The 22,065-nt window shown below is 35.7% G+C and carries 23 protein-coding genes and 1 other annotated feature; all 23 genes read right to left on the reverse strand.

The genetic code is table 11. From position 1 onward, the window contains the following. Positions 1-88 precede the first annotated feature (88 nt). A complete protein-coding gene (gene pyrR, locus AN964_RS15105) occupies positions 89-628 on the reverse strand; it encodes a bifunctional pyr operon transcriptional regulator/uracil phosphoribosyltransferase PyrR (RefSeq protein ID WP_055741255.1) in 540 nt (179 codons plus the stop codon). Between the two features lie 185 nt (positions 629-813). After that, positions 814-1,719: an RluA family pseudouridine synthase gene (locus tag AN964_RS15110; protein WP_055740481.1), complete on the reverse strand. Its 906-nt coding sequence runs from the start codon at positions 1,717-1,719 to the stop codon at positions 814-816. Beyond that, positions 1,685-2,182, reverse strand: a complete 498-nt coding sequence (gene lspA / locus AN964_RS15115) for a signal peptidase II (protein ID WP_055740482.1) — start codon at positions 2,180-2,182, stop codon at positions 1,685-1,687. Before lspA ends, AN964_RS15110 begins: the two co-directional genes overlap by 35 nt. Positions 2,183-2,384: 202 nt before the next feature. Next, the gene (locus AN964_RS15120) at positions 2,385-2,666 is read right to left on the reverse strand and encodes a hypothetical protein (RefSeq protein WP_055740483.1); all 282 of its coding nucleotides are present in this window, start codon (positions 2,664-2,666) and stop codon (positions 2,385-2,387) included. A 132-nt stretch (positions 2,667-2,798) separates the two neighbouring features. Then, positions 2,799-5,561 (reverse strand): isoleucine--tRNA ligase, encoded by a 2,763-nt coding sequence (gene ileS, locus AN964_RS15125; RefSeq protein ID WP_055740484.1) that lies wholly within the window; start codon positions 5,559-5,561, stop codon positions 2,799-2,801. 89 nt (positions 5,562-5,650) lie between these two features. Then, positions 5,651-5,883 (reverse strand) — a binding site (T-box leader). Between the two features lie 213 nt (positions 5,884-6,096). Further along, complete coding sequence (locus AN964_RS15130) at positions 6,097-6,603, reverse strand: DivIVA domain-containing protein (RefSeq protein ID WP_055740485.1); 507 nt, start codon at positions 6,601-6,603, stop codon at positions 6,097-6,099. Between the two features lie 231 nt (positions 6,604-6,834). After that, complete coding sequence (locus AN964_RS15135; protein WP_055740486.1) at positions 6,835-7,611, reverse strand: YlmH family RNA-binding protein; 777 nt, start codon at positions 7,609-7,611, stop codon at positions 6,835-6,837. A 54-nt stretch (positions 7,612-7,665) separates the two neighbouring features. Next, a complete protein-coding gene (locus AN964_RS15140) occupies positions 7,666-7,926 on the reverse strand; it encodes a YggT family protein (protein ID WP_055740487.1) in 261 nt (86 codons plus the stop codon). A 5-nt stretch (positions 7,927-7,931) separates the two neighbouring features. Further along, complete coding sequence (locus AN964_RS15145; RefSeq protein ID WP_055740488.1) at positions 7,932-8,381, reverse strand: cell division protein SepF; 450 nt, start codon at positions 8,379-8,381, stop codon at positions 7,932-7,934. Between the two features lie 13 nt (positions 8,382-8,394). Then, positions 8,395-9,072, reverse strand: coding sequence for a YggS family pyridoxal phosphate-dependent enzyme (locus tag AN964_RS15150; protein WP_083489455.1), 678 nt, complete (start codon positions 9,070-9,072; stop codon positions 8,395-8,397). Beyond that, entirely contained in the window at positions 9,062-9,895 is an 834-nt protein-coding gene (gene pgeF, locus AN964_RS15155; protein WP_055740489.1) for a peptidoglycan editing factor PgeF, read from the reverse strand. Before pgeF ends, AN964_RS15150 begins: the two co-directional genes overlap by 11 nt. 269 nt (positions 9,896-10,164) lie before the next feature. Beyond that, positions 10,165-10,443 carry a YlmC/YmxH family sporulation protein gene (locus AN964_RS15160; RefSeq protein WP_055740490.1) on the reverse strand — a complete coding sequence of 93 codons (279 nt, stop codon included), beginning with the start codon at positions 10,441-10,443 and terminating at the stop codon, positions 10,165-10,167. Between the two features lie 299 nt (positions 10,444-10,742). Further along, entirely contained in the window at positions 10,743-11,519 is a 777-nt protein-coding gene (sigG, locus tag AN964_RS15165) for an RNA polymerase sporulation sigma factor SigG (protein ID WP_055740491.1), read from the reverse strand. 220 nt (positions 11,520-11,739) lie between these two features. Then, a complete protein-coding gene (gene sigE / locus AN964_RS15170; protein ID WP_055740492.1) occupies positions 11,740-12,459 on the reverse strand; it encodes an RNA polymerase sporulation sigma factor SigE in 720 nt (239 codons plus the stop codon). Positions 12,460-12,527: 68 nt separating this feature from the next. Beyond that, positions 12,528-13,460, reverse strand: coding sequence for a sigma-E processing peptidase SpoIIGA (gene spoIIGA / locus AN964_RS15175; RefSeq protein WP_321198412.1), 933 nt, complete (start codon positions 13,458-13,460; stop codon positions 12,528-12,530). A gap of 410 nt (positions 13,461-13,870) precedes the next feature. Continuing rightward, the gene (gene ftsZ, locus AN964_RS15180; protein ID WP_055740494.1) at positions 13,871-15,004 is read right to left on the reverse strand and encodes a cell division protein FtsZ; all 1,134 of its coding nucleotides are present in this window, start codon (positions 15,002-15,004) and stop codon (positions 13,871-13,873) included. Positions 15,005-15,145: 141 nt separating this feature from the next. Next, complete coding sequence (gene ftsA / locus AN964_RS15185; RefSeq protein ID WP_055740495.1) at positions 15,146-16,429, reverse strand: cell division protein FtsA; 1,284 nt, start codon at positions 16,427-16,429, stop codon at positions 15,146-15,148. Positions 16,430-16,579: 150 nt separating this feature from the next. After that, positions 16,580-16,942, reverse strand: coding sequence for a small basic family protein (locus tag AN964_RS15190; protein WP_055740496.1), 363 nt, complete (start codon positions 16,940-16,942; stop codon positions 16,580-16,582). A gap of 75 nt (positions 16,943-17,017) precedes the next feature. After that, on the reverse strand, positions 17,018-17,728 hold the full coding sequence (locus tag AN964_RS15195) for a DUF881 domain-containing protein (protein ID WP_055740497.1): 711 nt from the start codon (positions 17,726-17,728) through the stop codon (positions 17,018-17,020). 21 nt (positions 17,729-17,749) lie between these two features. Next, positions 17,750-18,463 carry a DUF881 domain-containing protein gene (locus AN964_RS15200; protein ID WP_055740498.1) on the reverse strand — a complete coding sequence of 238 codons (714 nt, stop codon included), beginning with the start codon at positions 18,461-18,463 and terminating at the stop codon, positions 17,750-17,752. Further along, positions 18,435-19,217 (reverse strand): cell division protein FtsQ/DivIB, encoded by a 783-nt coding sequence (locus AN964_RS15205; protein ID WP_055740499.1) that lies wholly within the window; start codon positions 19,215-19,217, stop codon positions 18,435-18,437. Before AN964_RS15205 ends, AN964_RS15200 begins: the two co-directional genes overlap by 29 nt. Before the next feature lie 255 nt (positions 19,218-19,472). Continuing rightward, complete coding sequence (murG, locus tag AN964_RS15210) at positions 19,473-20,570, reverse strand: undecaprenyldiphospho-muramoylpentapeptide beta-N-acetylglucosaminyltransferase (RefSeq protein ID WP_055740500.1); 1,098 nt, start codon at positions 20,568-20,570, stop codon at positions 19,473-19,475. Positions 20,571-20,910: 340 nt separating this feature from the next. Continuing rightward, positions 20,911-22,011: a stage V sporulation protein E gene (gene spoVE, locus AN964_RS15215; protein WP_055741257.1), complete on the reverse strand. Its 1,101-nt coding sequence runs from the start codon at positions 22,009-22,011 to the stop codon at positions 20,911-20,913. Positions 22,012-22,065 lie beyond the last annotated feature (54 nt).

Raw genomic sequence — 22,065 nt, forward strand, 5'->3', positions numbered from 1 at the left:
ACAAAGAGGGTTATTCAAACAGGCATGCTTTGCCCGTAAATCCCACCTTTGTCAGCCTCACAGGACTGTCTTTAAAAGGTTGGTCTATTTAATTTTCATAAATACTTACTTTATCTAAATCATCCACTTCCATTAACTCTACCACAATTTTTTCGGAGCTTGATGTCGGTATATTTTTCCCGATAAAATCAGCACGAATTGGAAGCTCCCTATGACCTCTGTCTACAAGGACGGCAAGCTGAATTTGTGATGGCCTGCCTATATCCATTAAAGCATCCATTGCAGCTCTTACGGTTCTTCCCGTGTATAATACATCATCAACGAGAATTACTTTTTTATTTGTAATATCAACGGGAATATTCGACCCTTTTACTTCCGGTTCCGCATCATTTGTTTTGATTGTCAGATCATCTCGGTATAGCGTTATATCAAGATCGCCTACAACAATTGGTCGCCCTTCAATTTTCTCAATTCTTTCAGCTAATCTTTTAGCAATATGAATGCCTCTTGTTTTGATGCCAACCAGGACACAATCATCAATACCTTTGTTTTTTTCGATGATTTCATGTGCAGTTCTTGTTAATGATCGACTGATAGCTTGTTCATCGAGTACGACTGCTTTTTGAATCACTATTATCACCCCGTAAGAAACATTGTTTAGTGATACGACAAAACCCTCTCATGTTAACCTGAGAGGGCATACGTTACCTACTACATAAATTCTATCCGTATCCTTCTCAGCCTCTCTGGACTGGGTTAAAGGGCTTATTTAACTATTAATAGATTATCCTTTTTATCGAAACATGTCAATCATTATTTTCGAATAACATGTAAAAGCTGTGAAAAGTATTCTGGCAATGGGGCTTCAAATTCCATATATTCTTCTGTCCTAGGATGCACAAATCCTAATACTCCAGCATGCAGCGCTTGCCCATCGATATCTAAAGTCTTTCTTGGGCCGTACTTAGGATCTCCTGCAAGTGGAAAACCAATATATTTCATATGTACCCGAATTTGATGGGTTCTTCCTGTTTCCAATTCACATTCGATATATGAATATTGATCAAATCTCTCTAATACACGAAAATGGGTAACGGCATGCTTTCCATTATCCACTACTGTCATTCTTTGCCTATCCTCAGGATCTCTTCCAATTGGCGCATCAATAGTCCCATAATCATGAGGTATTACTCCATGAACAATCGCATAGTATTTTCGTGTCACTGATTTTTCCACTAATTGATTGACAAGCTTTTCATGTGCTAAATCATTTTTCGCCACCATTAAAAGTCCTGATGTATCTTTATCAATTCGATGAACAATCCCCGGTCTTAATATTCCATTAATCCCGGATAAATCCTTACAATGCGCCATTAAACCATTTACTAATGTTCCTGACATATGACCTGGTGCAGGATGAACTACCATTCCTTTTGGCTTATTAACGACTAATACATCGCTGTCTTCATAATAAATGTCAAGATTCATTTCTTCAGGAATAACATCCAAATTTTGCGGTTCAGGAATGTTAATCAGAATTTTATCTCCAATACTGCATTTGTAATTTGATTTTACAGTATTTTCGTTAACAGATACATTTCCCTCTTTAATCCATTGCTGAACCTGTGATCTGGACCATTCATCATTAATGCCAGATAAAACTTTATCGATTCTCTCGTTTTTTTCATTTTCCTGAATGATGTGTTCCATTATTTCCATATGTTTTCTCCTTTGAACCGAACTCTTCTATTAGCATGTAGATAATTAACAGAATCACACCAATCGTCAATGCAGAATCTGCAATATTGAATATCGGAAAATCATATCCAAAAATATACGTATGGATAAAATCAACCACTTGTTTTCTAAAAATCCTATCGATAAAATTTCCAATTGCTCCGCCAAGCATAAAGCCAAGGCTAATACCCAATAGTACTTTTCCTTTGGTATATTTTTGCATATAATAAACGATTCCAACGACAACTACTACTGTTATTAAATAAAAGAGCCACATTTGTCCTTGTAAAATTCCCCATGCAGCACCCTGATTACGGTGTGATGTAATGTAAAATATATTTTTTATGATAGGGATACTTTCACCAAATTCCATATTTTTTACTACAAGCCATTTAGTAAATTGATCTAATGCAATAATAAAAAGTGCGATAATATAATAAACCACGAAAAAGCTACCCCCGAATCCATATGTATTATATTCATTCGAGTCATACTCAAATGAACACATGTTTCTTTAGAATTTTAGCATACTCTATGGACCTAGGGAAGATTTAGTATTTTTCCTTAATGTCTAATCCTTTATGAGTACATGTTCATCAAAGTTATTCTTTTAATATATTGCATGTTCACACGTATGCATAAAGCACTTAATTAAATGGGATTGATACTTTTACATAATTCCTTAATTCATACCATTCGTCAGAGCTTTTTAGTGTAGGTATAGTAACTAGCCAATTACTTGGTATTGATTCACCACTTTCTTCACAAGTGCCGAATTGACCTGTATTCCATTTTGACAAAGCAACATTAATATCACTTAATTCTTCTTTGATGAGGGTTTGAATCATTTCATTATTTGTTGTATATGCAGTTAATTCTTCCTTTAAAGATTGCAGCAAACAGAATAATTGATCATGTTGATTACTCACATTCATCCCTCCAATGTTTTGTTATCCATTAGTGTACCCACCAATAAAAAGTTTTTCGGGAGTAACTGTTGCAAAATGTACTAAACATTGGAAAATAAGTGCCTGACACCTCCATGGTGTCAGGCAACATTTTTAAATATATTCTTTTTCTACAACAGATGCGCAACGTAAGCATAGAGTTGGATGCTTTTCATCTTGACCTACATTAGGTGTAACAACCCAGCATCTTTCACAAGTTTCACCATCTGCTTTTTCGACAACAATCGCTGCATGTTCAAGCTTAACGGCATTTTCTGGAGCTTCCTCATATGCACCGACAACTTCATAACCGGAAACGATGAACAATTGTTTCATGTTCTCAGAGATGCTGTCAAGCAATTCCTTTGTATCCTTATTTACATACAACGAAATTTTTGCCGACAATGATTTACCGATTACTTTTTCATTTCGTGCTTCTTCTAGAGCTTTTAAAACATCATCGCGAAGATTTAAGAATTTATCCCATTTTCCCTCAAGTTCTTTAGCATTTTCAAGTTCTTTAGGCTCCGGCATATCTGTTAATTGAACACTATCTTCCTCAACACCCGGGATGAAAGACCAAACTTCATCAGCTGTATGAGGCAAGATTGGTGACAGAAGCTTAGTAAGAGATGTTAAACATTCATACAATACTGTTTGCATCGCACGACGCTCATAATTATCTTTTGCCTCAATATATAAAACATCTTTAGCAAAATCTAAGTAGAAAGAACTTAAATCGAGTGTACAGAAATTATTCACAGCATGATAGATGCTGGCAAACTCATAATTTTCATAAGACGCGCGAACATGTTTCACTAATTTATTTAATTTTACAAGCAGGAATTGATCTACTTCTCGTAATTTCTCATATGAAATACTGTCCGTGCTTGGATTAAAGTCATTTAAGTTTCCAAGCAAGAATCGGAATGTATTACGGATTTTGCGATATACTTCTGATACTTGTTTCAAAATAGCATCAGAAACCCGAACATCTGATTGATAATCTACAGATGCTACCCACAGACGAACAATATCAGCACCCAGTTGATTAATTACCTTGCTCGGTAAAATAACATTGCCTAAAGATTTACTCATTTTTCTGCCTTCACCGTCTAAAGTGAATCCATGGCTTAAAATTCCTTTATACGGAGCTTTTCCAGTTACTGCAACAGCCGTTGTTAAAGAAGAATTAAACCATCCGCGATATTGGTCAGAGCCTTCTAAATATAAATCAGCTGGACGTTGTAATTCATCACGTTCAACTAAAACGGCTTGATGAGAAGATCCTGAATCAAACCAAACATCCATAATATCCGTTTCTTTCGTAAATGTACCATTTGGACTGCTTGGATGTGTAAATCCTTCAGGTAATAAATCCTTTGTCTCTCTTTCAAACCACACATTTGATCCATGTTCACGGAATAAATTAGAGATATGTTCGATTGTTTCATCCGTAATAATTGGATCTCCATTTTCTGCATAAAATACCGGAATTGGCACACCCCATGCACGCTGACGGGAAATACACCAATCTCCACGGTCGCGAATCATATTAAATAATCTTGTTTCTCCCCAAGCAGGAACCCATTTCACTTCTTTCACTGCTTCAAGAAGTTCTTCACGGAATGCGTCAATGGATGCAAACCATTGTGCTGTTGCGCGGAAAATAACCGGTTTCTTTGTACGCCAATCATGCGGATAAGAGTGCGTGATGAAATTTAATTTTAATAACGCTCCTACTTCTTCCAGCTTCTGAGTAATTGGTTTATTTGCTTCATCATAGAACAAACCTTCAAATCCCGGTGCTTCAGAAGTCATATATCCTTTATCATCCACTGGACATAGAACATCTAAATTGTATTTTTTTCCAACAATAAAGTCGTCTTCTCCATGACCAGGAGCCGTATGAACACATCCTGTACCGGAATCAGTTGTAACATGTTCCCCTAACATGACTAGTGAATCTCTGTCATATAAAGGATGTTTGGCAATAATATATTCTAAATCCTTACCTGCTACGGTTTTAACAGTTTGTGGATTTTCCCATTCTAATACAGAAGTAACTTCCTCTAATAGCGCTTCAGCAACAACATATTTTTGATTGTTTACTTCCACCACAACATATTTTAGGTCAGGATGGACAGAAATTCCAAGGTTTGCTGGAATGGTCCATGGTGTTGTTGTCCAAATGATAATATTCGTACCGCTTTCTAAAACACCTTTACCATCCTTCACTTCAAATGCTACATAGATGGATGCAGAGCGCTTATCTTTATATTCAATTTCAGCTTCCGCAAGGGCAGATTCACTGGACGGAGACCAATATACCGGTTTAAGTCCTTTATAGATATATCCCTTTTTCGCCATTTCACCAAATACTTTAATTTGCTGTGCTTCATATTCGGGTTTTAATGTGAGATACGGATTCTCCCAATCACCGCGGACACCTAGGCGCTTAAAAGCAGTACGTTGATTATCAACTTGTTCATAAGCATATTCAGCACATAATTTGCGAAATTCTGCTACAGACATTTCTTTTCTTTTAACACCTTTATTCGTTAATGCTTGTTCAATAGGTAATCCATGTGTATCCCAACCTGGTACATATGGTGCGTTGTAGCCTGTCATAGACTTAAAACGGACAATGAAATCCTTTAAAGTTTTATTTAAAGCGTGCCCCATATGAAGATCACCATTAGCATATGGCGGTCCATCATGAAGAACAAACATTGGCCTTCCTTTTGTACGTTCTTGGACCTTTTGATAAATGCTCATACTTTCCCACTTTTCCTGAATTTCAGGTTCTCTTTTAGGTAAATTTCCTCTCATAGGGAAATCCGTTTTTGGCATTAATAACGTATCTTTATATTCCACAATTTTTCCTCCTACAAAAAAGATTCACGGTGACATTTTAATTCTTATTAGTTATTAACAAATAAACAACAAAAAAACCCTCTCATCCCAATAGGGACGAGAAGGTTTTCCCGCGGTACCACCCTGCTAGACAATGTATCCACTGTCCACTCATGCATTCGTAACGTGAATGAACGCCATCATTTACTTACGCGCGCTCCCGCGTTTTCAAATCAAGAACTCGAGGGTGATCTTCCAGTTATTGCTTATACCAAGCTTCCACTATCCTTGGCTCGCTTCAATAAGATAAAAATAACTTTACTGTCCCTGTCATCGTTTAACTATTATTTTTCTATTATATGTGACAAATTTTTATTCCGTCAAGATTATTTGAGGTTCTTTTCGCAAACTTTGTTGTTTTATTATCAATAACTGCTACATAAATAAAGTTATCTTGAATTGAATTTATTAGAATGGTACGAAAAGATGTCCCTCATCTATACTAGTACGGGATTAGGAATTTATTTACAAATAACAAACTTTTGCGAGTACATTCTCATTTAACTTCTTCTTCAAGATTTAATTCTGTCGCATCAATTTCAAATTCCATTAATTTATCCCAGTCATCATTTCTTAATAAATCTAGCTGAGCCTCGATTAGCATTTTAAATCGGGTTCTAAATACTTTAGACTGTTTTTTTAGCTCCTCGATTTCCATTGCTATCTTTCGGGCTTTAGAAAGTGCCTCATTCACTATTCGATCCGCATTTTTTTCCGCTTCACGAATAATTAATTTTGCTTCTTTCTGTGCATTTCCCTTAACTTCTTCCGCTGCTTCCTGGGCAACGATAATAGATTTATGCAAGGTTTCCTCAATATTAGTAAAGTGACCAAGCCGTTCATTGGATGATGATAATTTTTCATCTAATTCTTTCTTTTCGCGAATAAGCAATTCATAGTCTTTAATGATTTGGTCTAGGAATTCATTTACTTCATCTTCATCATAACCGCGAAACCCTCTGCTAAACTCCTTATTATGTATGTCCAAAGGCGTTAAAGGCATATATGCCACCTCCACTTTATGTTATCTATATTTTTGTAGGTATAATCCGATCAATCTTTCAGAAATCGATCACTTTATTTTATTATACTGAATTTCGACAGTATTAGGGGAATTTCCTGCAAATTTTTCATTTAAATGAAAAGAATGTATAAATTTTTTCATATAAGTATTTCAAGTGGTTATCTTTGTCTAACTTCAGCGTTTATCGCCTATAAGGAGTTTCCTCTTTTCTTATTTTAATATTCCAACTTTCAATCGCCATTTATCCTTTTTTGTTTGACCTTCGATTGTAATGATTTTACTTCGTCCATATCCACGAGCGGAAATAACATCTCCTTCATCACAAACAAACGAAACTTGTTCCACTTCTTTCCAGTTAACCTTCACAAGCCCATGTTGAATAAGCGTTTGTGCCTTTTGTCTAGAAATTGGATAAACAGAGGAAAGAATGGCATCCAGTCGCAACGCACTTACCGTAGTGGATTGCTCCTTCCACTCTTCGCTGGAAGTAATAATTTGGTTAAGAGGCAACTCTACTAATTGGATTTTGCTTTTTCCAATTTGCTTTAATTCCATCTTAACATAATCTATCATTTCAGAAGGGACAATAAATTGAATTCGGTTATTTTGGACTAATATATCACCGAATTTTTCCCTTTTTAAACCGATTGACATTAAAGAGCCTAAAACTTGTCTATGGCTTAGTGTTACAAATTTGCTCGGATACACTATTTCCAATAGTGATGTTTGGAAATCATTGTTCTCTGGTATCAGATAATCAGGATATAATAACATCCTTTTTCTTTCTGCTCCATCATATCCGCCAAATTCACCATATTTTACTTGCGAATGAGTGCCGATGATTGTTTTTACAATATGTATCTGCCTAGGATCTAAAAAGTCACTTAGTTTGGATGAATAAGAATCCTCTACAAATTGCTGCCAATTCAAAACTTGGTCGATAAATTCTTTTTCATCTGGTCTAAAATGTTGATAAATATTACTCATAATAATCCTCTCAATTTCGAAAATAAAAAGGGGTGCCTCAAATCAGCAGCCCTTTTACATTAACCAACCATGTATTTGACCAATTCCTGCACGAGCTAATTGTAAAACAATCAAGGCAACGATTGGTGAGATATCAATCATTCCTAATGGCGGAATAATACGTCTGAATGGTTCCAAATATGGTTCACAAATACGGGCAAATAAATTTCCTACAGAAGTTTGCTGCGCATTAAACCATGACATAAATATATAAATAATTACTACATATGAATAAATGTTTAGAAGCTCAATTAATAGCCAAAATATAAAACTCATTTATTCTAGGACCACCTCGAATCAAAATTAGTATCTTGAATTAACTCTGAAATATTACCGGATACCTCTACATTATCAGGTGTACATAAAAATATATTACTACCAATGCGCTGTATATCTCCGCCGATAGCATAGACAGTACCGCTCAAAAAATCAATGATCCGTTTCGCCTGATCATGCTGAATACGTTGAAGGTTTACCACCACAGATCTGCGATTTTTTAAATGATCTGCGATTTCTTGGGCCTCCGCATATACTCTTGGTTCAATTAATACTACTTTAGAACCTTTTGTGACGCTTTGCAAACTAACAATGTTTTGCTTTGAAGAAGACTGATTATATCTTGGAGCTGGTTCAGGCTCATGTTCCACTTCATGTCCCATTTTTTCTTCTTCCATATCATCATATTCATCATCCAGTAAAAAAAATGTTTTAATTTTTGATTTTATACCCATTTACATACACCTCCTAAAATTCTCTGCCTACTAATGATGTTCCAATTCTTATGAAGGTAGCTCCTTCTTCAACTGCTATTTCATAATCATTCGACATACCCATCGAAAGCTCTTGGCATGGAGCATAGTCTAGGTTCAATGCTTGTACTTCTTGTTGGAGCTGTTTTAGCCCGCGAAAAGTATTTCGAATGACAGTTTCATCATCTGTTAACGGTGCCATCGTCATTAAACCGACGATATATATATGTTCAAAAGATTTTAGTTCTTGAATAAAGTCTAATACAGACGCTGCAGATATTCCATGCTTGGATTCTTCTTTTGATACATTTACTTGGATAAAACATGGAATACGTTCAGTTGACCTTTTATTGATTTCTCTCGCTAAAGAAATCCGATCAAGTGAATGGATATAAGACACCTTATCGATAATATTTTTAACTTTTCGTGATTGTAATGTTCCAATAAAATGCCAGGTTGGTCTATCCCCTAAGGAATTCCATTTTTCGATTAAGCCTTCATCCCGATTTTCACCGAGGTGAATAATGCCTGCATCAAAAGCCTCTTTTGCCCTTTCAGCAGTTACATATTTTGTTACGGCGATTATCTTTACTTCACTGGAATTGCGTCCAGTCCTTTTACAAGCCTGCTCGATATTTTGCCGAATAATTGTTAGATTTTCACTAACCTTCACTTCCATCATTTCCTTTCAAGCCAATGAAGCCCAACATTCTTCCTGTATTGCCGCGGTCACGCCGATGAGAATAAAATTCCATGTGATCGCAACTTGTACATAGATTTGTTATATAAATATTTTCAGATGAAATGCCTGATTTTTCAAGAATCATTTGGTTTAATTTTCTTAAATTTAATTGATATTGTCCAGAAGAAATTTCATTATAAGGTTTATTATCTCCTGAAGATAACCATGTATCAACTTCCTTTATTACTCGATTATCGACAACATAACATTTTTCACAAATAGACGGTCCAATTGCCACCATAATTTCTGATGGTTCAATCCCTTTTTTATTCCACTCCGCTATCATTTCCTTGGCAATTCCCTTTACGGTACCTTTCCATCCTGCATGTGCAATACCAATCATATCATGATTAGCAGCAAAAAAGTAAATTGGAACACAATCTGCGTAACATAAAGTTAAAAGGGTATCCGGTAATCTCGTATATAACCCATCTGTATCTTGCATGCTGCTTTCATAGTCTAATGAACCTTTTCCCTGTTGCTCGCTGTTTATTTCTGCAATACGAATTCCATGTGTTTGTTCACAGCCCACCCATTTACCGGTTGGAAAATGAAGTTTCGCTGCTAAATGCTGTCTATTCTTTCTTACAGTTTCTTGATTGTCCCCAACATGAAATCCACAATTTAAAGTACCATCAAAACCTTCGCTAAACCCCCCCAGTTTTGTTGTAAATCCAGCGATAATACTAGGGGAAATTTCTGTCCAATTTTTTATATAAAAGTATTCTTTTTCTCGTTTTATAAATGGTTCCAATATCCATTACACTCCATCCATTTATATTTAAGCTGACTGTATCTGTATAGTTTGTTGCTATTTCGTATTTTGTAAAAAACCTTATAAGTTTAATCTTCTGTGCATTCTTTCTTAAAAGGTTACCATTTCTATACTTGAATTAAAAAAATATAGTTTTATGATTTTAAAAGCAACAAAAAGAAAAAATCCTTAAATAAAAAAAGAAGGTACTGTTTTACCTTCACTTTCCAATAGTGTACCATAGATACGCTGAATGCGCTCGGGTGTTTTTAACTTTTTGGCTCTTGAAGTTGTTGCTGCCCCATATATTTTTGCTCTTTAAATCTTACGAGGATTACATCCTCACCAATTTTTACGATGTTATTCCAGGGAATGACCAATTCTTCTTCTTTATTAAAAAAGCTTAATAATTTTCCGGTCCCTCCAACTACAATACTTTCAATTTTTCCATTGTCTAAATTAATATCGATATCCGTGATATTCCCTAATTTGCGTCCGTCTGAAATGCTAACAACATCTTTTATTTGAAAATCAGATATACGAACCATCGTTATCCTCTCCTTAAAGGCAATTATCCAATTAATATATATATATGCCAAGGACAACAGAATATAATAAAAGTAGGGTATCCTGTGTACCAGAATACCCTACTTTTTCATTGTTTAGTGCAAGAAGCTTATCGGCTCGTCTTTCGGATAAGAGCATCAGATAAAATTACATTTCAAATTTTACTTCTGTGAAATTTGATGTGCTAATTACACTGGCTCGTGAACTACCGAGCAGATTTCCGTTCGCCCGCCTGCGACTACGAAAACCGTATACTAGAGCTGCGGCGCTACCGCTTTTCTTATTGAATATTTTTATTCATGGATTTAATTGCAGCTTTTTCTAAACGTGATACTTGTGCTTGAGATATCCCAATTTCCTCTGCCACTTCCATTTGTGTTTTACCTTGAAAAAACCTTTTTCGGATAATTAATTTCTCACGGTCGTTTAATCTTCTCATCCCTTCTTGTAATGCAATTTCTTCAATCCAATTACTGTCCCGATTTCTTTCATCACTTAATTGATCCATTACAAAAATAGGATCCCCGCCATCATTGTATATCGGTTCAAATAATGAAACTGGATCTTGAATCGCATCAAGGGCAAATACAATTTCCTCATGAGGAACTTCTAACACTTTTGCAATTTCCTCTGCAGTTGGTTCCTTTGATGTTTCACTGATTAGCCTCTCCCGTACCTGAAGAGCTTTATAGGCAATATCTCGGAGTGAACGCGAAACGCGGATTGGGTTATTATCCCGCAAATACCGGCGTATTTCCCCAATAATCATTGGAACTGCATAAGTAGAGAATCTAACATTTTGACTTAAATCAAAGTTATCAATGGATTTCATTAGTCCGATGCAGCCAACCTGAAATAGGTCGTCCACATATTCCCCGCGATTATTAAAACGTTGAATTACACTGAGGACAAGGCGTAAATTTCCATTAACGAGTTTTTCTCTAGCATACATATCGCCGGCATGCATTTGTTTAAGTAATTCTCTCATTTCCTCATTCTTCAAAACAGGAAGCTTAGATGTGTCAACACCGCATATTTCTACTTTATTTCGCTTCAAGTCATTTCCCTCCTTGCAGGAGCTGCTGTTCAAAAATAAGTATCTCCTTAGGTGGGAAATTTATGCACTGTATGAACCCTTACATCTTCCATATATTTGCTTAAAGTGGTTGATTTTTATAGTCTTTACTAGCAAAAAAATTTTTATCTTGATTATTTTAAAGCACAATATAGATCATCATTTTTTCCATCGTAGTGCTGTTCAAATAATGTACTCCAATTTAAACCATCTTATTAAATTCTTTACGAAGTCTCTTGATGATTCTTTTTTCAAGACGGGATATATACGATTGGGAAATACCGAGCATATCCGCTACATCCTTTTGCGTTTTTTCTTCACCGCCCTGTAGTCCGAAGCGAAGTTCCATAATTTGCTTTTCACGATCTGTCAGTTGATGAAGAGCATTAAATAAAAGATTCTTATCTACATTTGCTTCCAAATCTTTTGTAATGATATCTTCTTCCGTTCCTAAAACATCAGATAATAATAATTCATTGCCGTCCCAGTCAATGTTCAAAGGTTCATCAAAGGAAACTTCGGATCTGATTTTATTATTTCTCCTAAGATACATAAGAATTTCATTTTCAATGCATCTGGACGCATAAGTTGCTAACTTGATTTTTTTCTCCGGATTAAAAGTATTCACTGCTTTTATTAAGCCGATTGTACCAATACTAATTAAATCCTCAATGTTTATCCCTGTATTTTCAAATTTGCGTGCTATATAAACAACTAGTCTTAGATTACGCTCAATTAATAAGGATCGCGCAGCCTTATCTCCGCTTGGAAGCTTTTTAAGAAGAATTTCTTCTTCATCCTTTGTTAATGGCGGAGGGAGTGCTTCACTTCCTCCAATGTAATAAATTTCGTCCGCCTTTAAGCCTAGTTTGATTAATAATTTATACCACATATAGGACAATTTAATTTTTAGATTTTTCATTGGATGTCCTCCTTCTAAATTGAATGTTTCGAGAGTATAGTAATATTACAATTATTGAAATTTAAAAATTAGGAAGCGTGCTGAATTGGAATTCCCGTTAACATTTTAGGATGAACAATGCACTGGAAGATGTCATCACTAGATAACGTTTGGTTTGTAAAGGAAATAAGTGATTTTTGTACATTCCAGCTGCCTTTCTCATTTTGAATATGTAGAGAATCCGGTTTATAGGCAACAAGTAATTGATGGTTTTTCCCTACGGCTTTAGCAGGGATAAGTCGAATTTTATCGTACCACTCAGAATCTAATTGAATAGAGCCATCCATTAGCTTTTCATGATTTTCGGATAACTCAATAATCTCATTAGGCAACTTTTCAAGTAAGGTTTGGGTAGAAACGATCATAACCGGAGCTTTGGAAATCGGATCTTGCAATTGGTTACCACTATCGACAAGACCAGGCAATACAATATGTAAACCATTGATGTTTATTTCCACTTCAACGAGTTGATCAAATTGGATTTTGGTCATTTCAAAGGTAGTAATTCGTTGTTTTGCAAAATACCAGGCAATTGGCAATCCAAAAATAACAAACATCCAGCTTATCGGATCTCCGAATCCTCTTATACTGGCCAGCGAAAAAGCCTTATTCATTTCCAAATCAAAATTTAAAAAGTAATGAACTCCTATCAAAATACCGCCTGTTAAAAAAGTCATAAAGTAAAAGGTTAATAAGTTGGAAAAGAAAAATTTAAAGCGTTTAAAACCAAATACGGAATAAACCATTATGACAGAGAATCCAAGCTTTACGAGAGGTTTTCCTGCAAATTGAGCATATGGTGTAATGCTCATTATGATAAGGATGGAGCCAATCAATCCGCCAATAAATATCCTCCATATTGTTACATGACGTTTTAAAATAATGGCTGTCAGCCAAAGGAGCATGCTATCTACTAATAAATTCAGTAGCCATACTACATCCATGTAAACGACCAATAACATATCCCCCCTTTAATTTTCATATAGATGGTATTCCTATAAAATATTGCATTTCGTAACTGTTATAAATTCAAATTTAATTTAACGTCGATGCATCTTTTCTTAAAAATGGATACTTTTCTTTAGTAGATTGAGAAAATTTATGGCGCTTTCTTTTACAAAAGCAATAAAATTTAAGAAAAGAGCCTCATGTAAAACTATAATACCGACAGTATATCGTACATCCCTATTAAAAGTATGTCATTTCTTGTAAGTGAAAAAGAAGAACTTTTCGAAGTTTCATTCGAATTTTGTCAGTGATAAATTTTGCGGGAGAAGTAAGGAGAAGAATATAAAAAATAGGTTAAATCGCCTATTACAACAAAAAACCGGATGAATAGCTCATCCGGTTTCATTGTTGATCTAAGAATTATTTATCTGCGATTTCTATTTCTTAGGAATGTTGGGATATCAAGAGTATCTTCAACATGTTGGGTAGTATTGCGAACAGGCTCTTGCTGTATTTCTTCCCGTTTTGGCTCACGTTTTAAAGGTGGATTATTGGACGGCTTCACTTGGCCAAAACCTTGACGCTGTTGTTTAATTGGAGGAGCTTCCTCATTAAATCCAGTGGCAATGACCGTTACAACAATCTCGTCTTTTAAATCCTCATTGATAACAGAACCAAAAATCATGTTCACTTCTTGATCGGATGCTGAGGCTACAATATCTGCTGCCTCTTGAACTTCATACAGACTTAGGTTAACCCCTCCTGTAATGTTCATTAGTACCCCTTGTGCTCCATCAATCGATTTTTCAAGAAGCGGAGATGAAATTGCCTTTTTGGCCGCTTCAGCAGCTCTATTCTCTCCAGTCGCCACACCAATTCCCATTAATGCAGATCCTTTATTAGTCATAATGGTTTTTACGTCGGCAAAGTCAAGGTTAATAAGTCCAGGGGTAGCAATTAAATCTGAAATACCTTGAACCCCTTGACGTAATACATTATCAGCCTCACGGAATGCTTCAAGCATCGGTGTACTTTTATCCACAATTTCCAATAAACGATCATTTGGGATAACAATTAAGGTATCAACCGCTTCTTTCATTGCCGAGATACCGCCTGTAGCTTGTGTTGAACGTTTACGGCCTTCAAAAGAGAATGGACGAGTAACAACACCCACTGTTAATGCACCAAGATCCTTTGCAATCTGAGCTATTACCGGTGCTGCACCAGTACCTGTACCACCACCCATGCCGGCAGTGACGAAAACCATGTCTGCACCTCTTAATGCTTCTTCAATTTGCTCCTTGCTTTCTTCTGCTGCCTTCTTGCCTACCTCAGGATTTGCGCCAGCACCTAACCCTCTCGTAAGCTTTGCACCAATTTGCATTCTTAATTCTGCTTTTGACAGATTTAATGCTTGGGCATCTGTGTTTACTGCAATAAATTCTACACCTTGTACATCATTTTCAATCATTCGATTTACGGCGTTATTTCCACCGCCACCTACGCCAATGACTTTTATCGTTGCTAAAGAGTCTAAATTCGTATCGAACTCCAACATGACAATTCCTCCTAATTCGTCGATATTCCACCAAGACACAATTTCTACTTTGGATTCCCAAAATAAGAAAAAGGAATTGAGATGAAGCAAAAAATTCTTCACTCAGGCTTACTTACAAAATAATTACCGTTAAACAACTTATTACTCAAAAAAGTATCCAAAGAATTTCTTCATCTTTGCGGAAATTTTCTCTTCTGGTTGTTTTTCTATTTTTGGTTTTGACTGTGTTTTCTTCACAGGTCTTTTTTCGTGATGTTCCATTTGTACAGGTGAGGCACTAACATTTCGACCTTGTAATCTAGCATTTCGATATGCATATTTAATTAATCCAATTGCAGTAGTATATTGAGGTTCACGAACCCCAATATAATCAGGAATTGCAATGCGAACGCGATTTTGGAAGACTGATTGTGCCAGTTCTAATACACCTGGTATATTTGATGTTCCGCCGGTTAGTACAATTCCGCCAGGCAGATCATAAATATTCATTCGTTTTAACTCTTGTAATACAAACTCAAATATTTCTTCCAATCTTGCTTCGATAATATCAGAAATTTCCAATTGGTTAAATTGTTGATGCTGGTCACTGCCGATTATTGGAACACTGAATACTTCTTCTTCTGATGCATCACTGCGGAAAGCATGTCCATGCTTTACCTTGATTTTTTCAGCATCTTCTGTTGAAGTTCTTAATACGATCGATAAATCTTTCGTAATATGATCTCCGCCAATAGGTATGACACTTGTGCTCTTAATATTTCCATTTTCAAATACTGCGAGTGTTGTAGAACCTCCGCCAATATCAACCAAAATAGCTCCTAAATTTACTTCATCCTTTGACAAGCAAACAGCACCTGCTGCCAATGGTTGTAAAACTATTTCAGTAATATTCAAACCTGCTCGTTCCACGCATCTAAGAGTATTATGTAAACTTGTTTTGGAGCCTGTTACAATCGTACCCTCCATTTCCAACCTTACGCCTATCATACCACGAGGGTCATTTATTTCATCTAAACCATCTACGATAAATTGCTTTGGAATGACATTGATTATTTCCCTCTCCGGTGCAATAGAAATTACTTGTGCAGCATCCATTACTCTCGCTACATCTTCATCAGAAATTTCCCGATTTTCACTTGCAACGGCAACAACTCCATGACTAGGCTGCAGCATTACATGGTTGGCAGCAATACCGACAATAACATGGTCGATATTCATTCCTATCATTCTTTCTGCTTGTTCAACTGCCTTTTTAATCGAATGAACTGTTTCATCTATATCGACAATGGAGCCCTTACGAATTCCTTCAGACTTTACATTGCCTACACCGATGATATTTAATGAATCATTAACCATTTCGCCAATTATTACTTTAACGGTGGACGTACCGATGTCAAGACTTACATATATTTCATTGTTGTTCATACAATGGCACCTCCCTTTGCCTAAAAAGTAGTTCATTTTTCAAATCTAGCATATCCAATAAACTATTAATTATATTGTCTATTTTATCATCTATTAGTATATATACTATACAAATATTCGTCGTAAGTGAATATTTCCCTTTTAAATTGTTTAATTTTTTTTAGTTTTTTCACTTTTCGCTGACCATTTTGTTAAAATAATTCTTCTTATGACTGCAATATTTTGAAATAGGCGGACGCCAAATGCAAAAACTGCCGCCAAATATAAGTCTACACCAAGATGGACACCTAGAAAAGCTAAACTTGCTGCTAAAATTATATTAAAAAAGAAACCTGAAACGAATACCTTTGAATCATATGTATTCTGCAAAAATGCTCTAATACCGCCAAATAAAGTATCCAGTCCTGCTAAAATAGCAATAGAAAGATAGTTTGCATACTCGTCTGGTATTTGGATATTTGACAATAATCCTAAGGCAATCCCTATAATTAAACCAAGAACGGGCAGCCACATTATTACAACTCCTTTTCTTCTTTCAAATCTTCCTGTGCTCCGTACGCCAGACCAGCAGCGCTTTTGCTTTTCTTATTATTTTGCAGATTGCATATAACGTATAATAATTGGATCGTCGAAGGCTGAAACATGTATCACTTTCTTTGGCTTAGATATGCTCACTTTAAGATTATCGACAAAAAATTCATCAATTGTAGATGAAAACTGCATTTGATTAAATAATTTTTGAGCTGAATGAAAATCTTGGGTAATGATATTTAAAGTTACAGGAAATTTGTTTAAGGAATGACCATTTACCTTAGTAGTACCATTAATATCTCGTATCACTGTGGTATTGATTATTCGTTCATTATTGATAGAAATATTTTTTGCTCCATACATATTAAGCTCATTTAATAGTCTCTTCAGAAGATCCGGTGATACAGTATCGATTTCTTCCCCCATTAATTCGGCTTCTTTAACAGGAACAATAGTGATTTGCACTCCTGAACCCATCACGTTTGTTTCTCCTGCTTCCTCCTTTAATTCCTGCAAAGTTTCATTTAAGGCAGTCTCTTTGCTGTCTTTCATTTTTGTTTTGTATTTTTCAAGCCGCTCATCGTTTGATCTTATTTCAGTCAATAGTGTCGAGTGAAGTTTCTGCTCCTTCAATAATGCATCTCTTAGTTCCCATATATCACGAGTATCCCGTTCCTTTGGTTTTTTCACTGTTTCAAATTGAGTTGCCAGCATAAAACCAATAATAACCGTAATAATTGTGAAGCTCATTTTTACCTTTTGGTTCACAGCCTTTTCACCTATTCCTGTCTAAGATTCACTTAGAATCGGATTCATTATAATGTCATCCTTTTTTTCTAATGTAAACAAAATATTATCGTTTACTAGCTGGTCCCTGATCCCCCCGGTAATAGTTAAGGCAGATGTTAAGACATTGGGATCACCTATTGCGGATATTTTAAACGGAGCAGGAAATTGAATTCCATCAACTGTAATGACTGGACCATTGCAAATGATATAGGAATCATGCATTATTCTTTGACCGTTAATAGCAATAGCGGATGCTCCGGCAATATATAGCTCATTGATTACTTTAAAAACCTGATAATCATGAACTAAATAATTATTTACATTCCCGTTATTCGGGTCATATTCACCGTCTTGAAGGGTTACAATCACCCCTTTACCTTCTACCTTCACTTTTCCAAGGTACATTCTATATTTTTCAGCATCCGCGGCTATTTGAAAAAAGGATTCCTCCTCCTTCGATAACTCTTTTTCGATTGCGCGAACTTTATTTTGCTTTGTAAATAAATCTTTTTGTAATGCCCTATTTTGTTTTTGTTGTTGTATTAATTCATTACGCAGTTCATTCTCTCTAGCAAACTGGGGATCTGATATTTTAGAACTGATTGGTTCCTTTTTATTTGCCAGATTATAAGAGAAAGCAAGCATGAATCCTAAAACGAGCATAACAAGTGTGAGGATGATATTTTTACCCTTCACTGCCTTGTTTCTCATCATTCTGATCCCCTTTCGATTTAAAAGGTGTAAAATAGGAACCTACTTCGAGATCGATAATCCCTTTTACATTAGGAGTCAGTTGACTAATGATAGAAGGGTAGTGAACCATTTTATCAGCTAGTGTTCTCATGGTTGCGGATACTTCATAGCCATCATTCATATATAAAAGAATATGATATGAATCCGTTTTATTGGGATCGTAGTGAATTTCAGAAATGGAATTCGTAATTTCTGCAGGTAATTGCTGAAGTTGTTCAGCCATTAGCTTCAAATATTTTCCTTTATGGAAGTTCGTTAAGATTGGTCCATTAAATTCTTTTAAACTGTTATTGCTTAGAATGACACCATTTTCTAGAACAGGTGTAAAGCCTGTCCCATTTGCAAAGGAAGCAATTTGCTTATGCTCCTTAATTTCAATGTCTACCTTGTTGGGTAATACTTTTTTTATCCCAACTGATTTAATTTCAGGCAATTGCAATATTTTTTTTTCAATTTCTTGATTTTTCATGTTCCAAATATTTGTTTTTGACGTTAGACCACTTTTCTCGATAATTAACTTTTTGCTAACAGAAAAATTACCTTTAATACTAATTTTTCCAACATGGCTTAAGGGCGATTGGAAGTAGATGACACATATGATGAGTAAAAAGAAAACAGAAAGAAGAAAAATTAGCCTGCGATTGGTTTTCCTTTTTCTCTGTTCCTTTAATTTGGGAATACGGTCCTCCAAAGATACTACATTACCTTTTCCCATTACATTATCACCCCTCCCTATGAAAAAGTTTATCCGTATTGTAATGATCTATATTATATAAACCAAACAGTGCAAATAGTGTACTTTATTTTAGACTAGCCCATGTCTATCGACGTTCTAATTTTCAGGACTGCTTTCTTCAGTCTGTACGTCGATAGACAAGTGCCTTCTCTTTTGTAATTACCATTATTTTATAATAGTAAATTATTCGTGAAAAGAGAGGAAATTCGTCCAAGTTTTCTTTTTTCAATTGGTTTAATGTGTTTTTGCCAATTCTTTCATTACCTTAAATAATCTGTTGGACGCATCTGGGATACCTAGTTTTTTTGCAGCGTCTTTCATTTTGTTCCTATTATCTATATTGAGCAAAATCCCATCGATTTCTTGCAAAAGCTTGGGTCCCGATAATTCATTTTCCAATACAAGTGTAGCCGCGCATGTTTTAGTAAGTGCTCTTGCATTTTTTTCTTGGTGATTATTTGTTACATATGGACTTGGAATCAAAATACTTGGCAGTCCTAGTGCTGTTAACTCAGCCAATGTCGTTGCTCCCGCCCTTGACACAACTAAATCAACTGCTCGCAATACTTCCGGCATATCATGGATAAACGGAACAACTGATATATTGTCCGATCTGCCAATTAAGGAAACCTCCTTTTCTACCTCACTAAAATGGACGTCCCCGGTAACATATAAGACTTGATAGGATTTCTGTGAAAACTGTGCAAGATTTCTTATCACTGCCTCATTTATTGGCCTTGCCCCTCTGCTTCCTCCAAATATTAAAACAGTAGATTTGTTAGGTTGTAACCCATACTTTTTAAGAATGTCCGGCTTACTTTCTCCAATTACTTCAGAAGCACGTGGATTCCCTGTAAGCACAACCTTTTCTTTCGGAAAAAACTCTCCAGCATCTTCAAAACAAGTAGCGACTTTATTAACATATCTGCTTAAAAATTTATTTGTCAGGCCGGGCACACTGTTTTGTTCATGAATAATGGTTGGTACCTTTTGTTTTGCTGCAGCATAAACAACAGGACCGCAAACATATCCACCGGTTCCTATTACAACGTCGGGCTTAAAAGATTTTATCATCTTTTTACACTCACGGACTCCCTTGAGAAAACGTGTTATAGTTTTAAAATTTTCCAGTGATAATGATCGTTTAAAACCTGTTATATGTATAGACTTAAATGGAATATTCTCTCTTGTTACAATCGATGATTCCAATCCTTTTTCGGTTCCTATATATAAAAATTCTGTGTCAGGATGTTCTTTTTTTATTGTTCGAATCAGGGCCAAGGCAGGATATATATGACCTCCTGTTCCACCGCCGCTAATAATGATTTTCATTTTTTCACCTCATGTTGTATGACAATTTCCTTTATGACTGACTTTTGAGCAAGGGGTATAAAAAATACCGCTTAGCTTATAATACTATATTCTAAACCAGATAACATGAACAGTAAAAGAATATTTACAGGAATGATAAAGAACTGTATAAAAAGTAAAAAAAGAAATGAGATAGATCCTTTTTATCACCCACTTTCTTTATATCTATAACGCAAGATTTTGGAATTACAGTGAAGTAATTCTGTAGCCGATATTGAATTATCATTGGGACGATGCCGGAAGTCTGCTAAAGTGCTCGCGCAGTAGCAAGACAAAAAAAGAAACCCGTGGAATAAGGTTTCTAAATTCGTGAATATCTACTTATATTTAGTAACACACCAACTGCGAATAACATTAAAGTTAAGGAGGAACCTCCATAGCTTAAAAATGGAAGAGTAATCCCCGTAACAGGCATTAGTCCTGTTACTACACCAACATTTATCATAACTTGAATGGCAATCATGGAAATGATTCCTACAGCAAGGAAACTTCCATAAAGATCTGGAGCACCTAACGCAATACGAATACCTCTCCACAGCAGTAAAGCAAATAACAATAAAACTAATGTGCCGCCTATAAATCCAAGCTCTTCTGCTAATATCGCAAAGATAAAATCTGTCTGCGGCTCAGGCAAGTAAAAAAACTTTTGGCGGCTTTGTCCCAATCCTAATCCAAATAATCCTCCCGGCCCAATCGCATACAAGGATTGAATAATTTGAAATCCGGTTCCTAGAGGATCTTTCCAAGGGTCCATGAAGGATGTAATCCTATCCATTCGATATGGAGCCGATAAAATTAAAGCGACGAAACCTGCCACTCCCATTAAGCCTAATACTGCAAAATGAGCAATCCTTGCTCCTGAAATAAAAATCATAATGATACAAGTCCCTAACATTACCGTGCCTGTTCCAAGATCCGGCTGCAGCATAATCATTCCAAAAGCTAGGAATACAAGTGCAAGTGAGGGTACTAATCCTTTTTTTAAGGTTGTAATATATTTTTGATTTTCCGAAAGAAATTTTGCTAAAAAGGCAATCATCGCTAGTTTTATAAATTCAGAAGGTTGAATAGAAAATGCCCCTACTCCAATCCAGCTTCTAGATCCATTTCTTTCCATACCGACCCCAGGAATCAACACAAGAACTAATAAGGCAAAGCAAATGATTAGGAGAAGCTTCGCCCAAGTTCTCCAAGTCCAATAATCGACATTCATGATAAAAAGCATGCCGATAACCCCTACACCGGCAAATAATAGCTGCCTTTTTGCAAAATAAAAGGAATCGTCAAATTTATAATTTGCCCAAATCGCACTTGCACTATATACCATAATTAAGCCGATTGCTAACAATGACAATGTCACAATAATTAAGATAAAATCGGGATTTGATTTTTTTAACGGCAACTTCAACACCTCGAGCAGTGAAATATTAGAGCCTTTTTCATTAGGTTTTGGTAA

The sequence above is a fragment of the Heyndrickxia shackletonii genome, from assembly GCF_001420715.1.
In the GTDB taxonomy this organism is placed as follows: Bacteria; Bacillota; Bacilli; order Bacillales; family Bacillaceae_C; genus Margalitia; species Margalitia shackletonii.